Origin of the sequence: Duganella sp. OV510 (genome assembly GCF_900100205.1) — a bacterium.
GTDB lineage: Bacteria > Pseudomonadota > Gammaproteobacteria > Burkholderiales > Burkholderiaceae_D > Rugamonas.
The window spans coordinates 59,980-74,144 of the sequence record NZ_FNEQ01000006.1; the positions used below are offsets into that span (position 1 = coordinate 59,980).

The following is a 14,165-nucleotide window of genomic DNA, read 5'->3' on the forward strand; positions in this document are numbered from 1 at the left end:
TAGCGCACAGTGATGGCGCTAGATATATCGCAGAATTGTACAAGTATTGTTAAAAAGGAGAAGTACATGCCGGATATTCAGGTCATCTTGGCCGATCTGGGCTGGCCACTGGCAATTGCGGTGGCATGGCTGTCGGGGGAATTCGTGCATCGCTGGACGCGGCTGCCGCGCATCAGTGTTTACGGTTTGATCGGCTTTGCGCTGGCGCAGGCTTTCCCTGAGGCGCTCAGCAGTGGCGCATCGAGCAACGTGACCATCCTGGCCAATCTGGCCTTCGGTCTGATCCTCTTTGAATTTGGTTATCGCATCAATCTGCACTGGCTGCGGATTAATCCGTGGATTGCCGTCACCGGCCTGGTGGAATCGGCCGCCACCTTTGTGGTGGTCTACCTGATCTCGCATCTGACCGGCATGCCGCCGCTGACCTCGCTGCTGCTGGCGTCGCTGGCCATGTCGACCTCGCCGGCCGGCGTGCTGCGCGTGATTAACGAGGAAGATAGTTCCGGCCAGGTCACCGAGCGTGTGCTGCACCTGGTGGCGATCAACAGTGTCATCGCGCTGTTCGTGTTCAAGGTGGTGGTGGGCTTCTGGGTGTTCCAGACCTCCGGCAGCCTGACGCAGGCGATCTCGCACAGCGGGATCGAATTGCTGGTGTCGGCCGCGATGGGCGCGGTGATGGGCTTCCTGGTGCCTGCCGTGCTGCGTCGTCTGGGCGCGCTGGCGCAGGATGGCACGATCGCCTTCGCGCTGGGTGTGATCCTGCTGGTGGCCGCATCGCGCGCGTTCGACGTGTCGCCGGTGCTGGCGACGCTGACTTTCGGCCTGGTGGCGCGTCACAAGCGGGTGGCGTTCAGCCGCACCGAGCGTAACTTCGGCGGCATTGGTGAATTGCTGACGGTGCTGCTGTTCGTGTTTGCCGTGTCGACGCTGGAGTGGGAGCGTGTGGTGGATGGCGCCGGCCTGGCGGCCGTGCTGCTGCTGGCGCGCTTCGTGGTCAAGACGGCCAGCGTGGCCGGCTTCGCGCATGTCAGCGGCATCTCGTGGCGCAAGGGCATGTTGACCGGTATCGCGCTGTCGCCGATGTCGGTGTTTGTCACGCTGCTGCTGGAGCAAACCAAATACATGGGCATCGTGCTGGTGGATGAGCTGGCCGCGCTGACGGCAATGACGCTGCTGCTGGAAGTGGTCGGTCCGATTATCACGCAGCGCGCGCTGTTCTGGGCGAAAGAAGCCCATCAGGAGGCAAAATAATGGCATTGGAAGAATTCAAATCGTCGCAACCGCTGACCATGGGGGTGGAGCTGGAGTTGCAACTGGTCAGCCTGTCGGACTTCGACCTGACCGCCTCCAGCCCGGATTTGCTGCACCTGTTGAGCCGCAAGCCTTTCCCTGGCAACGTGACGCCGGAAATTACAGAGAGCATGATCGAGATCAACAGCGACGTGCACACCAACCATACCGAGCTGGTCAAGCAGTTGCAGGTGATCCGCGACACGCTGGTGCAGGCCGGTGAACAGCTGAATATCGGCATCTGCGGCGGCGGCACGCACCCGTTCCAGAAATGGTCGGATCGCCGCATCTTCTCCAAGCCGCGCTTCAAGGAAGTGTCGGAACTGTACGGCTACCTGGCCAAGCAGTTCACCATCTTCGGCCAGCACGTGCACATCGGCTGCGCCTCGGGTGACGATGCGCTGTTCCTGCTGCATTCGCTGAGCCGTTACGTGCCGCACTTCATCGCGCTGTCGTCGTCGTCGCCGTATGTGCAGGGGAATGACACCCTTTTCAACTCGGCGCGCCTGAATTCGGTGTTTGCTTTCCCGATGAGCGGCCGCGCGCCGTTCACGCAAAGCTGGCACACCTTCGAGCACGAGTATTTCGCCAAGATGGAACATACCGGCGTGATCAAGAGCATGAAGGACTTCTACTGGGATATCCGGCCCAAGCCGGAATTCGGCACCATCGAGCTGCGCGTATGCGATACGCCGCTGACGGTGGAGCGTGCCGCCGCGCTGGCGGTGTACCTGCAATCGCTGTGCGCCTATCTGCTGGAGCGCCGCGAGGAAGCGCCGGCGGAAGATGACTACCTGGTCTACAACTACAACCGCTTCCAGGCTTGCCGCTTTGGCCTGGACGGCACGGTGGTGCATCCGAAGACCTACGAAAGCCTGTCGCTGCGCGAAGATATTCTGACCACGCTGCGCAAGATGGAGCCATACGGCTCGAAACTGGGCGCCACGGCCGGCCTGCAGCATCTGGTGCAGGTCACGCACGAGGGCAGCGACGCCCACTACCTGCGCCAGCAGTTCGACGCCAGCGGCAGCGTCGAAGGTGTGGTGGATTCCGCCATCCAGCGTTTCCGCGGTCGCTGATCTACTTGAAGGTGATTGCCTTGTTGAGACGGGCAATCACCTCATCCGGCACATTTTTGCCGCACATGATGTGACGTTCCAGACCGCGCGGCATGTCCTTGAATTGCAGCAGGCGCAAGGTGGGCATGCGTGCGCTCATTTCCTTGATGATGTAATGGCCTTCGTCCTCGGACACAAACATCAGGTCGACCATGCCGGTGCTGACCGACTGCACCATCTTGATGGTGGTGGCGGTGGAGATGGCCGTCACCGGACGCCATTGCTTCATGAAGTCATCCAGCCCGCCGTAGGAATAATTTTCCTTGATCAGCACCCGTGCTTCGCTGTGATGCGCCAGTTCCTCCAGCGAAGCGATATTGCGTGCAGCGAAAGCTGCGTTGCTCAGCGCCACCCAGGTGCGGTCACGGTAGATCGGCTTGGTAAACTTGGCGTACTGCTGGCGCTCCGGCGTGGCGAACCAGCCGATCGCGCAACTGAGGCTGCTGTGATCCTTGACCATGAACAGCTGGCGGTTGGTTGGCACCTTGTGCCATTGCACCGGAATATTCGCCGCCTTGAACGCGGCGGTGGCAGGCGCGCCGGTCAGGCCGCCAACCGTGCCGTCTTGCTGCTGCACCATATACGGTGGCCGCTCGCTATACGTCAGGTGGATCAGCTCCTCGGCACGGCTAAAGGGCAGGGCTAACATCAGGCTGGCAGCTAATACGGCGCGTCTCATGATTATTGGCGTGGTTTCAAGGCAGCCGCCAGTCTACACCGAAGATGCTAAAGTGCCACTATATGTTTATTAATTGCATGATCTTCGGCGGCGGTGTGTGGCGGGCTAGAAACGCGTTTCGCGCGCCACGCGCAGGAAGTTGTCGAGGATGCCAGTGCAGTCCAGCAGTTCGACGCCGCCGGCCTGGTGGAACTCCGGGTGCCATTGCAGGCCCATGACGAAGGGCGCCTTGCGGTAGCGGATCGCTTCGACGACGTTGTCCGGCACCGATAGCGCTTCGATCGACATATCCCGGCCCAGCGTCTTCACCGCCTGGTGGTGGATGGAGTTGACCAGTCCGGTGCCCTTGCCCTTGAACATGCGCGCCAGCGAGGAACCTGTGGGGAAGGTGATCTCATGGCGGTTGCGGTCATAGTCGTCGTTGACGTGGGCCAGCGATTCCGGCACGTCGGTGGCGATGTCCTGGTACAGCGTGCCACCGAAGGCGACATTAATCAATTGGCATCCACGGCAGATGCCCAGTACCGGCTTGCCGGCTTCAACGAATTCGTGCAGCAGCTCCAGTTCATACATGTCGCGCGCACGGTCGCCGCTCCATTCCGGCCGCGTCGGTACTTCCGAATAGCTTTGCGGCGAGACGTCGGCGCCGCCTTGCAGCACCAGGCCGTCCAGATGCTTGGCGTAGTCGCGCAGGCGGATGTTGGATGGATGCAGCAGGCCTTCGGTATTCACCGTCGGGATCATGAACACCAGCACGTCGCGCGACATCACCCATTGCGCGATCGACTCTTCCAGGTATTGCAGGTTCTTGCTCCGCAGACCGGTCGCGCCGGGTTCGGGATGGAAGATGCGGGCCGAGACGCCAATGTGCAGCGGCCGCTGGATGATGTGGCGCGTGGCCGCCGCCGCGATGCGCCGGTAGCGCGCCATGATGACCCGGCCCCACAAGCTGAACACGGTGTCGCCCGGATCGAGATAGCGTGGCGCGGCGTTGTCCTGATGGATGTGCTGGTCTGCCTTGCGGCGCTCGCCATGGTCGCTTGCGCGGCGTTGCTGGTTGCTGCTGGCCTGGGGTGTTTCGTGGTCGTCGGGTCCGGCGCTCATGCTGATTCCTGTGTCTCTCGGATAGCGCTAGTGTGCCATATCTTGAGCTCAACAGTCGTCCGCTACAGCCGGGAAGTGTGAGGGCGCCAACGCAGCGCCCTCGGGAGATTACTTCGATTTGTTGCCGGCCTTGCTGCTCTTGCTGTCGCTGCTGCCAGCCGACTGGCTGTTGCCCTTGCCGCTGCCGCTGTTGCCGGTGGTGGAGGACTTGCTGCCCTTTGCTTCCTGCAAGCTGCTATTGCCGCCGTTCTTGCCGCCCTGGGTCGGTTTGCTCATGATGATCTCCAAAGTTGGTGCACGCCTGAGGTGGCGCGCCGGACTTATGCTAAGCCAGCATGCAGCTGCACGCTGTAGGAACAATGCTTGTGCTGGCGTAGGTCGGCGCAGCGGAAACCATCTGGCTCGACCATTGGTAACTTCAACTCTTAACAAGCAAGGAAAGTCCTACGCAAGCACAAGCTGACAACTCTCATGCGTGCTCTGCGTCCCGCCGTACGATGGCTATCCCTGACGCACCAGTGGCAGGACAACTACTTCAAGGAGATTCATTATGGCTAACTCGAACCAGGGCAATCAAGGCGGTAACCAAGGCGGTAAAAACCAGCAGAGCGATACCAGCAACCGCGGTTTCGCTTCGATGGATCCGGAACGTCAGCGCGAGATCGCAGCGGAAGGCGGTCGTGCCGCCCATGCATCGGGCAATGCGCATGAATTCACTTCCGAGGAAGCGCGCAAGGCAGGCAGCATGAGCCACAAGAGCGATGGCAATCAGCAGAGCGGTAGCTCCAGTGGTTCGCGCGGCAGCGGTGGCGGCCAAAGCGGCGGCCAGCAGGGCGGCAACCAGCAAAGCGGCGGCGGCAGTGGTTCGCGCGGCAGCAGCGGTAGTGGCAACACCGGCTCGTCCGGCGGCGGCACCCGTGGCGGCACGCCGGAGCAGCACGCTGAAGCCGGACGTCAAAGCCACAAGAACGATCGTTGATGATGGTCTGTTAGTTTCAACGGCGGCGCCCATGCCGCCGTTTCCTCATCGTTAGCTAGCGTACATACCGGTTTCCCGGTATGCGGCTAGGCTAACGTCATGTTCGACCTCAGCTTACCATGGTGGGAATTCATACTGCGCGGGATGATTGTCTACTGCGCATTACTGGTATTGGTGCGCGTATCCGGCAAGCGTACCGTCGGCCAATTCACACCGTTCGACTTGCTGGTGGTGATGTTGCTCAGTGAAGCGGTCTCCAATTCCTTGTCCGGCGGTGACGATTCGGTTACCGGCGGCATGCTGATCGCCTGCACGCTGATCGCGCTGAACATTACGCTCGGCTGGCTGTCCTCGCGCAGCCGCAAGCTGGCCGCCATCATCGACGGTGAAAGCGTGCTGCTGGGCCGCGACGGCCGCGTCTATCACGACATTCTCAAACAGAACCGCATCGCCGAAAGCGACGTCAATCAGGCACTGCGTGAGGCCGACGTTGAACTGTCCGACGCCCGCTGCATTTTCCTGGAAGCCGACGGCAGTATTACGGTGCTGAAGAAGAAAGCTGATTGACGAGGCTATCGGCGAAAGCGGCGACCAGCGGATCGGCCTCGCGGCGGGTAGCCAGGCCAACGGTGGTCAGCAGCGTGCCATGCGCCAGCGGCACAAAGTGCACACCTGCGGGCGCCGTCAACCGCATGCATTCGGGCACGATGGCGATGCCCAGGCCGGCTTCGATCAGGTTCAGCTGCGAAGACTTGCGCGATAGCGCCCGCGCCGGCTTGGGGAAGAAGCCCTGTTCCAGGCACAGGTTGGCCACCAGATAACTGAGGCCGCCACGATCCTTGTGCGGAATCGAGATGAAAGCCTGTTCGCTCAACTCGGCCAGTTCGACGTTGTCGCGCGCAGCCAGCGGCGCATCGCGCGCCACCGCTACCATCAATTGCTCGCTGCCGATTTCCCGCACCTGGATGTGCGGATGGCGGCGCAGCGTCGGCAGGCGCAGCAGGCCGATATCGACCCGGCCTTCCTCGATTTCCAGCGTCTGGTTTTCCGACGGCAGCATCGAGACGTCCAGCGTCACGCCGGGATGCTGGTCCAGTGCGACAGAGAGTGCCTGGCTGATGCGCGGCGTCAGTATCACCGAGCTGGAATGCTGCAATCGGATCACGCCCTGCGCGCCTTTGCCGACATGGCGCGCCTGCACCAGCGTATCGTCGATGTCTTCCAGGATGCGCTTGCCGCGCTCGTAGAACAGCTGGCCGGCCGGCGTCAGCTCGAACTGGCGGGCGTCGCGCGTCAGCAGCGGCGTTTGCAGCTCGTCCTCCAGCTCCTTGATTTGCCGGCTCAGCGCCGACTGCGCGATGTACAGCTTTTCGGCAGCGCGTGAATAGCTGCCTGCATCCACGATCTCTATAAAATACTTAAACTGTTTAAACGAAATCACCGTTATGCCGTTTCGAGATAGATGGCCGCCGTTTTTGATATTGGATCAATTCCCGGCTGGCCGTTAAAGTGAAGCGTCTCTTCTTCATTTACGGAACCTGCCATGTTGGGATTAATAGGCGTTATCGGCGTGGTGCTGAGTATTGCAGTAAAACTGATCTGCGTCCAGATCGGTTGCGCCAGCGGAGTCGACGAACGGGAGGATTAGGCCGCATAATCCGTGCATGATCAAACGACTACTTGTTCTTGCCCTCGGCACACTCATTTTCATCCCCCTGGCGGCGTGGGGCACCGGCGCGCTGTGGTTTCAGCTGCCGTTCGGCGAACTGGCGCGCAAGCTGGCGCTGCTGGCCTGGCCGCTGTTCAGCCTGATGGCGCTGATTGCCTTCTGGCGCCGCCGTCATCGCTTGCCGGCAATCTGGCTGGCCTTGCTGCTGGCGCTGATGGCCTGGTGGAGCACCATTCAGCCGTCGCATGATCGTCTGTGGGCCGACGATGTGGCGCGTATGGTGACCGGCAAGGTGGACGGCAGCATCGTCACGCTGGACCAGGTGCGCAATTTCGACTGGCGTAGTGATACAGACTACACGGTGCGATGGGAGCCGCGCCAGTACGACCTGAGCCAGCTGCGCTCGGTCGACGTGGCGATGTCGTACTGGATGGGGCCGGCCATTGCGCACACGCTGGTGTCGTTCGGCTTCAGTGACGGCCGTTACCTGACATTCTCGATCGAGATCCGCAAGGAGCGCGGCGAAAGCTTCGACGGCCTGGCCGGCTTCTTCAAGCGCTACGAAACCGTGCTGATTGCCGCCGACGAGCGTGACATCCTGCGCGTGCGCACCAATGTTCGCGACGAGGATATGTGGTTGTACCGCCTGAAGATGCCGCCGGAGATGATGCGTTCTTTGTTCCTTTCTTATCTTGTCGAGGGCGAGCAGCTCAAGCAGGAGCCGCGCTTTTACAACACGCTGACCGCCAACTGCACCACCATCATTTACCAGATGGCGCGCCGCATCTCACCCGGCCTGCCGCTGGATTGGCGCTTGCTGGCTTCCGGCTATCTCGACCGCTATCTATATGACCTCGGCGCGCTGCAAGGGCAGGGCGGATTCGACGCCTTGCGCCAACAAGCCCATATTACCGGCAAAGCGCGGGCGGCGGACCAGGCGGACGACTTTTCCCAGCGCATCCGCGCCGCTGGCGCCACACGGCGGTGAGTAGGCGTCAGCGAGTTGCGGTTGCTGCCAGCTGCTGCAACTGGTTCTTGAGGATCTTGCCACTGGGTGCGGCGGGCAAGGTGGCTAGCGCGATGATTGCGGACGGGCGCTTATAAGGCGCCAGTTGTTCCGCCAGATAGCTGTGTAGCTGCTGCATGCTGACCGTGTGCCGTGCATCCAGTTCCACAAAGGCCACCACTTCCTCGTCACCATCGGCTGCCGGACGGCCCACCACGGCTGATTGCGTGACGGCCGGATGTGCGTTCAGCACGGTTTCCACTTCCAGCGGGTAGACGTTGAAGCCGGAACGGATAATCAATTCCTTCGTGCGGCCGGCGATGAACAGCGCACCATCGGGCGCCTGGCGCACCATGTCTCCGGTGTTGAGCCAGCCTTCGGCATTGATGGCGGCGGCGGTCAGTTCGGCTTGCTGGTAGTAGCCGCGCATGACGTTCGGGCCGCGTATCCACAGTTCGCCGATGTCGCCAGGCGTTGCGTCGTTGCCGTCAGCGCTCAGCAGGCGCGCCTCGACGCCGGGAATCAGGTGGCCGACCGAGGTGTCGCCGCGCGGCTGGTCGAGCCGGGTCTGGCTGACGGTGGGTGCGCTTTCCGTCAGGCCGTAGCCATTGTGCAGCGGCAGGCCAAGCAGCCTTTCGACTTGTGCTTTCAGCGATGGCGGCAGCGGCGAACCGCCAGCGTAGGCGAAGCGCAGCTGCGTGTGCAACGGCGCGGCCGTGTCGCCGAGCTTTTCCAGCAGACGCGCATACATCGCCGGCACGCCCTGCACAATGGTCAGACGATGGTCGCGCAGCGCCGCCAGCAGGCCGTCCGGTGTGAAGCGCGGGCACAGGTAGAGGCAGGCGCCGGCGTACAGTGTGCCCAGCATCACCGAGGTCAGGCCGTAGACATGGGTGATCGGCAGCACGCCATAGGCGCGGTCGTCCGGCGTCAGGCCGCGTAGCGTGCTTGAGACGGCGGCGACGAACAGCAGGTTGCGGTGGGTGAGCATCACGCCTTTCGGCGCGCCGGTGGTGCCGGTGGTGTACAGCAGCGCCGCCACTTGTTCGTGTGACGCCGCGTGCACCGGTTCCGGCTGACAGTGTTCGTTGAGCGGGCCGACCATCCAGGCTGCCGATGAGCTGGCGGCTGCGTCGCCGTGGTCGCCGGCCATGGCCATGGCACTGGCGCTCTTGCGTTCGGCGTGGGCGGCGGTTTCCGGCGAGGCCGGCGTGGCCAGGTAAATCGTCCGCCGCGCACCGCTGTGCTTCAGCACTACATCGACCTCGCGCGGCGACAGCCGGCCGTTGATATGGACAATCCACGCATCCAGTTCGGCGGCGGCAAACGTCAGCACCACTTGCCCGACGCAGTTTTCGCCGATGACGGCCAGCCGGTCGCCGGGACGCAATTGCAAATCACGCAAGAGGGCGACCGCCTGGTCGATGGCGGCGACCAGTTCGGCGTAGCGCCAGTGGCGCGTGCCGTCGTGCAGCGCGGGCGCATCGGGCGCACGTTCAGCCCAGCGTCGGGGAATGGCGGAAATGCGGGAGGGAAGTGAAGCGAGTAACTGTGCGGTATTCATTACCGCGCATTGTGGCCGATGTGGCCGGCGCCGATCAAGCCTTGATGTCGATCAGCGTGCCGAGATTCTGGTCGGCGGCCTGGATTACCTTGGCCGACAGGTCGAATTGCGCCTTGTACACCAGCGAATTGGTGGTTTCCACCGCAAGGTTGGTATTGCTCGGGCCTTCCACCTGCAGTAGTTGCTGGCCGCGCATGGAGATCGAAACGCCGGTGCCGGCTGGCGAATTCTCGGCGAAATGCGCCTGCGCTGGCTGAAAACCCTGGGTCCCGAGGTTGGCGATCGCGTGCGCGCTGTTACCCAATGCGCGCTCTGCGGCATTGAGACCAGTGACTCCAGAACTGAGAACGGCGATGGCCATGATGATAGTTTCCCTTCGGCAATTAGCGACAGTTTACACCGATGCGCAATGGAATGCACGAACTGATGAAAAAACAGGCGCCGTGTTGCTGTAGATTGTTGCAAATCGCTTGTATGGATTATGTATGTGTTATTCTTCCGCCCCACATTGTTCATAAGAAACACTCAACGGGGAAAAAGTGAATGGCTTTGTTTGATTTTCTGGAAAAGGAACGCACCATCGCCGGTGCCGGTTTCAATCGTTGGCTGGTGCCGCCTGCAGCGCTGGCCATTCACCTGTGTATTGGCATGGCCTACGGTTTTTCGGTATTCTGGCTGCCGCTGTCGAAAGCACTAGGCATCAAGGAATCGCTGGCTTGCCCGGCTGATATCGGCGTGCTGGAGCGCATCCTGTCGTCCAGCTGCGACTGGCAGATTTCCATGCTGGGCTGGATGTACACCATGTTCTTCGTCTTCCTCGGCCTGGCCGCCTGGCTGTTTGGCGGCTGGCTGGAACACGCCGGCCCGCGCAAGGCCGGTGTGGTATCGGCGCTTTGCTGGTGCGGCGGCCTGGTGATTTCCGCGCTGGGCGTGTACCACCACCAGATCTGGCTGATGTGGCTGGGCTCCGGCGTGATCGGCGGCATCGGCCTGGGCCTGGGCTATATCTCGCCCGTGTCGACGCTGATCAAATGGTTCCCGGACCGTCGCGGCATGGCAACCGGCATGGCCATCATGGGCTTTGGCGGCGGCGCCATGATCGGCGCGCCGCTGGCCGATAAGCTGATGAAGCATTTCGCCACCCCGGACAGCGTTGGCGTCTGGCAGACCTTCCTGGTCATGGCCGCCATCTACTTCGTGTTCATGATGGCTGGCGCGCTGTCCTACCGCGTGCCGCCAACCGGCTGGAAACCGGCCGGCTGGACGCCGCCTGCCAACAAAACCAATGCGATGATCACCACCCGTCACGTACACGCCAGCAAAGTGTGGGGCATCCCGCAATTCTGGCTGGTGTGGTGGGTGCTGTGCCTGAACGTGACCGCCGGCATCGGCATTCTCGGCATGGCATCGCCGCTGCTGCAGGAAATCTTCGGCGGCCAGCTGCTGGGCGTCGCTGCCACCTTCAATGAGCTGGACACGGCACAGAAAGCGCAGATCGCGGCAATCGCCGCCGGCTTCACCGGCCTGCTGTCGCTGTTCAACATCGGTGGCCGCTTCGTCTGGGCGTCCTGCTCCGACTTCCTCGGTCGCAAGGTCACCTATGGCATCTTCTTCGTGCTGGGCTTTGCCCTGTACGCGTCGATTCCAGGCATGGCGCATGGCGGCCATCTGGCGCTGTTCGTCGCCTTCTTCTGCATCATCCTGTCGATGTACGGCGGCGGCTTCGCTACTGTGCCGGCCTATCTGGCCGACCTGTTCGGCACGCAGATGGTGGGCGCCATCCACGGCCGCCTGCTGACCGCCTGGGCCGCCGCTGGTGTGTTCGGTCCTATCCTGGTCAACTACGTGCGTGAATACCAGATCGCCGCAGGCGTGCCGAAGGCGCAGGCTTATGACATCACCATGTACGTGCTGGCCGGCCTGCTGGTGGTGGGCCTGATCTGCAACCTGCTGGTGCGTCCGGTGGCCGACAAGCACTTCATGACCGAAGCCGAACTGGCGGCCGAGAAGAAGCTGGCACACGAACGCGATGCGGCCGCCGCCACCGGCACGGTCACGGCGTCGGACAGCAAGACCAGCCCGGCGGCGGTAGCTTTCGGCTGGCTGGCGGTCGGCATTCCGCTGGCGATCGGCATTGCCATCACCGTGGAAAAAGCCGCTGTGCTGTTTAAGTAACAAGGTAGAATAAATCTCCAGCTTACGGGGCCGGCTTACGGCCCCGTTTTCATTTGAGGAGTGCCATGCTCGAATTACGCAATGTCGTGAAGACCTATGGGAAGAATGTGCGCGCGGTCGACGATGTGAGTCTCGACCTGTCGGCAGGCGTGATCGGTTTGATCGGCCATAACGGCGCCGGCAAGACCACGCTGATGCAGATGATCGCCACCATCGCCAGACCTACCAGCGGCCATATCCTGTTTGACGGCGTGGACATCGTCAAGAAGCCGGAGGCCATGCGGGCGCGGCTCGGTTTTCTGCCGCAGGACTTCGGCGTGTATCCGAATCTCAGCGCGCTGGAATTCATGCAGTATTTCGCCGCGCTGAAAGGCGTGCGTGACCCGGCCCGCATCCGCCGCCTGCTGGAACTGGTCAACCTGCACGACCATGCCCACCGGCAGGCGGCCGGTTTTTCCGGTGGCATGAAGCGCAGGCTGGGCATCGCGCAGGCACTGCTGAATGAACCCGACGTGCTGATTGTCGACGAGCCTACCGCTGGCCTGGACCCGGAAGAGCGGCTGCGCTTCCGCCACCTGCTGTCGGAGATCGGCTTGCGCAAGCTGGTGATCGTATCGACGCATATTGTTTCGGACATTGAAAACATGGCGAGCCGCCTGGCGATCATGAACCGTGGCCGCCTGGTAGCCTGCGATACGCCGGACAGCTTTGTCCAGCGGGCGCGTAGCCAGGTTTGGTCGGTCACCGTGCCGGCGCAGGATTACGAGGCGTTAAGCGCGCAAGTGCAGGTATTGCAGGCGCAGCGTCATGCCGATGGTGTCACACTGCGCATTGCCCATCCATCGGCACCGCTGGCCGGTGCGGTCCCGGCCGAGCCGACGCTGGAAGAAGCACTCATGACACAACGTTACGCGGCCCGCGACCACGTGGAACTGGCGGCATGACGGCGGCTCGCCAGACGCTGCCCGGCGCCGCGCTCAAGGTGCTGCTACTGACCGAACTGCGGCTGCGCATGCGGCGTCCCGGTACGCTGGTGGCGGTGCTGGCGCTGATCGTGCTCACCTGGCTGATGGTTGGCGACACGGCCCGCAATCAGGCGATGGTTGTCAGCGACGATGCCCGCGTGGCCTATACCAGCACCTGCCTGGCGATGGGCAGCGCAGCGTTGACCGGCCTGTTCTTCGGCCTGGCCGGCTTTTACCTGGCCCGTGGCAGGATGGGCGAGGATGTGCGCAGCGGCGTCGGCGCGGTGCTGGCCGCCACGCCGGTCCATTCCAGCGTACTGCTGCTGGGGCGCTGGCTGGGCAATGTCGCCTACCTGTGCGGATTGCTATGCATCTTCCTCGCGACCATGCTGGTGCTGCACCTGCTGCGCGGCGACGGGCCGATCCAGTTGACCATCTACCTGCAAACCTATGCGCTGGTGCTGCTGCCGCTGGTGTTCTTCACTGCCAGCATGGTGCTGTTGTTTGACGCCTGGCCGCCGTTGATGGGCAAGGGCGGCGATGTGCTGTATTTTTTTGTCTGGGCGGCGCAGCTGGGCGTGGGGGCGACTGCTGCCATCGGCAGCAATGGCTGGAGTCCTTTACAGCTGCTCGATTTCTCTGGCATAGGTGCTGTCGTCAGCGCCGTACAACAGGTGCTGCCATCCAAAGGGTTGATTATCGGCGGCGGTGAATTCGATCCGGCCATAGCCGCGCTGCGGCTGCCGGATGGCTTATGGACGGCGCAAGCGGCGTGGACGCGCTTCGGCAGCGCCATACTGGCCATTGTGCTGATGTTGCCGGCGCTACCGCTGTTCCATCGCTTTTCGCCAGACCGCGTCAAGGTCCGCGCCGGGCGTGCAGGCTGGTCGCCGTTGGCGCTGCTGAACGGCTGGTTGATGCCTTTCGGCAGAGTAGCGCGGCCGCTTTTCGGCTTTGCCGCGCGGACGCCAGGTGTGGTCGGCCGTGCGCTGGCTTTGCTGGCGCTGACGCTGGTGACCAATCCAGCCGCGATCGTGGCAGCTTTGGTATTGCTGCTGCTTGGCTGTGTCGCTGGCGCTGCGCAGTTGGGCGCGGTGCTGATTGCGGCCACCTTATGCTGGGGCATACTTATCAGCGACATCAGCGTGCGCGATGTTCAGCATGATATCGACGGCCTGAATGCGGCGACGCCAGGTGGCCGCGTACGCGCTTATGCGGCGCAGTGGCTGGCGTCCATCCTGCTGGCGCTGCTGTTCACCGCGCCGATCATGCTGCGCTGGTTCGCGACAGCGCCGTTGCGCGCGGCGGCTTTGCTGTGCGGTGTGTTGGCGTTGTCGGCAACAGCCGGCTTGTTGGGTAGCCTGAGCCGGACTGCGCGCCTGTTTCTGGCATTGTTCCTGTTCGGGATGTATGTGGCGACGCAGGCTGCCACAGTGCCGGTGCTGGATGTCGTCGGCTTCAATGGCGTGGCGACAAATGCGACCGTGCTGGGAACTTTGCTGACCGGTGTGCTGCTGTTCGTCTGCGGCATCGTACTGGAGTCGAAGCGCGAGGCGGGGCGGTAGCCGAAGTAATTCGCCATGTACGGCATTTATTTCGGCCTTGGATTATCATGC

The 14,165-nt window shown here is 62.4% G+C and carries 14 protein-coding genes; 8 read left to right on the forward strand and 6 right to left on the reverse strand.

All coding sequences use genetic code 11. From position 1 onward, the window contains the following. Window positions 1-66: 66 nt before the first annotated feature. Both BLS51_RS16760 and BLS51_RS16765 read left to right on the forward strand, forming a co-directional pair. Entirely contained in the window at window positions 67-1,251 is a 1,185-nt protein-coding gene (locus tag BLS51_RS16760) for a cation:proton antiporter (RefSeq protein ID WP_090184853.1), read from the forward strand. After that, window positions 1,251-2,369 carry a YbdK family carboxylate-amine ligase gene (locus BLS51_RS16765; RefSeq protein ID WP_090184856.1) on the forward strand — a complete coding sequence of 373 codons (1,119 nt, stop codon included), beginning with the start codon at window positions 1,251-1,253 and terminating at the stop codon, window positions 2,367-2,369. The genes BLS51_RS16760 and BLS51_RS16765 overlap by 1 nt, the downstream gene beginning before the upstream one ends. Before the next feature lies 1 nt (window position 2,370). On the opposite strand, the gene BLS51_RS16770 is transcribed toward BLS51_RS16765, so the two are convergent. From BLS51_RS16770 to BLS51_RS29740, 3 genes are all read right to left on the reverse strand, one after another. Continuing rightward, window positions 2,371-3,087: a transporter substrate-binding domain-containing protein gene (locus tag BLS51_RS16770; RefSeq protein WP_090184859.1), complete on the reverse strand. Its 717-nt coding sequence runs from the start codon at window positions 3,085-3,087 to the stop codon at window positions 2,371-2,373. 105 nt (window positions 3,088-3,192) lie between these two features. Further along, a complete protein-coding gene (locus tag BLS51_RS16775; RefSeq protein WP_090184863.1) occupies window positions 3,193-4,191 on the reverse strand; it encodes a gamma-glutamyl-gamma-aminobutyrate hydrolase family protein in 999 nt (332 codons plus the stop codon). A gap of 108 nt (window positions 4,192-4,299) precedes the next feature. Further along, complete coding sequence (locus BLS51_RS29740; RefSeq protein WP_175472602.1) at window positions 4,300-4,467, reverse strand: hypothetical protein; 168 nt, start codon at window positions 4,465-4,467, stop codon at window positions 4,300-4,302. A 274-nt stretch (window positions 4,468-4,741) separates the two neighbouring features. On the opposite strand from BLS51_RS29740, the gene BLS51_RS16780 reads away from it, so the two are divergent. Both BLS51_RS16780 and BLS51_RS16785 read left to right on the forward strand, forming a co-directional pair. Further along, on the forward strand, window positions 4,742-5,170 hold the full coding sequence (locus tag BLS51_RS16780; protein WP_090184866.1) for a KGG domain-containing protein: 429 nt from the start codon (window positions 4,742-4,744) through the stop codon (window positions 5,168-5,170). Window positions 5,171-5,269: 99 nt separating this feature from the next. Beyond that, the gene (locus BLS51_RS16785; RefSeq protein WP_090184869.1) at window positions 5,270-5,737 is read left to right on the forward strand and encodes a DUF421 domain-containing protein; all 468 of its coding nucleotides are present in this window, start codon (window positions 5,270-5,272) and stop codon (window positions 5,735-5,737) included. Here BLS51_RS16785 and BLS51_RS16790 read toward each other — a convergent pair. Beyond that, window positions 5,709-6,611: a LysR family transcriptional regulator gene (locus tag BLS51_RS16790; RefSeq protein WP_090184873.1), complete on the reverse strand. Its 903-nt coding sequence runs from the start codon at window positions 6,609-6,611 to the stop codon at window positions 5,709-5,711. The two genes, BLS51_RS16785 and BLS51_RS16790, sit on opposite strands and share 29 nt — an antisense overlap. Before the next feature lie 223 nt (window positions 6,612-6,834). On the opposite strand from BLS51_RS16790, the gene BLS51_RS16795 reads away from it, so the two are divergent. Next, window positions 6,835-7,827, forward strand: a complete 993-nt coding sequence (locus BLS51_RS16795; RefSeq protein WP_090184876.1) for an Lnb N-terminal periplasmic domain-containing protein — start codon at window positions 6,835-6,837, stop codon at window positions 7,825-7,827. Between the two features lie 7 nt (window positions 7,828-7,834). Here the strand turns inward: BLS51_RS16795 and BLS51_RS16800 are convergent, their stop codons facing one another. Next, entirely contained in the window at window positions 7,835-9,409 is a 1,575-nt protein-coding gene (locus BLS51_RS16800; protein ID WP_090184882.1) for a class I adenylate-forming enzyme family protein, read from the reverse strand. A 34-nt stretch (window positions 9,410-9,443) separates the two neighbouring features. Then, a complete protein-coding gene (locus BLS51_RS16805) occupies window positions 9,444-9,770 on the reverse strand; it encodes a flagellar basal body rod C-terminal domain-containing protein (RefSeq protein WP_090184886.1) in 327 nt (108 codons plus the stop codon). Between the two features lie 182 nt (window positions 9,771-9,952). Between BLS51_RS16805 and BLS51_RS16810 the strand changes: the two genes are divergently transcribed. From BLS51_RS16810 to BLS51_RS16820, 3 genes are all read left to right on the forward strand, one after another. Beyond that, on the forward strand, window positions 9,953-11,584 hold the full coding sequence (locus BLS51_RS16810; protein ID WP_090184889.1) for an OFA family MFS transporter: 1,632 nt from the start codon (window positions 9,953-9,955) through the stop codon (window positions 11,582-11,584). Window positions 11,585-11,649: 65 nt separating this feature from the next. Beyond that, the gene (locus tag BLS51_RS16815; RefSeq protein ID WP_090184892.1) at window positions 11,650-12,528 is read left to right on the forward strand and encodes an ABC transporter ATP-binding protein; all 879 of its coding nucleotides are present in this window, start codon (window positions 11,650-11,652) and stop codon (window positions 12,526-12,528) included. Next, window positions 12,525-14,114, forward strand: coding sequence for an ABC transporter permease (locus BLS51_RS16820; protein ID WP_229207616.1), 1,590 nt, complete (start codon window positions 12,525-12,527; stop codon window positions 14,112-14,114). Before BLS51_RS16815 ends, BLS51_RS16820 begins: the two co-directional genes overlap by 4 nt. Window positions 14,115-14,165: the final 51 nt, after the last annotated feature.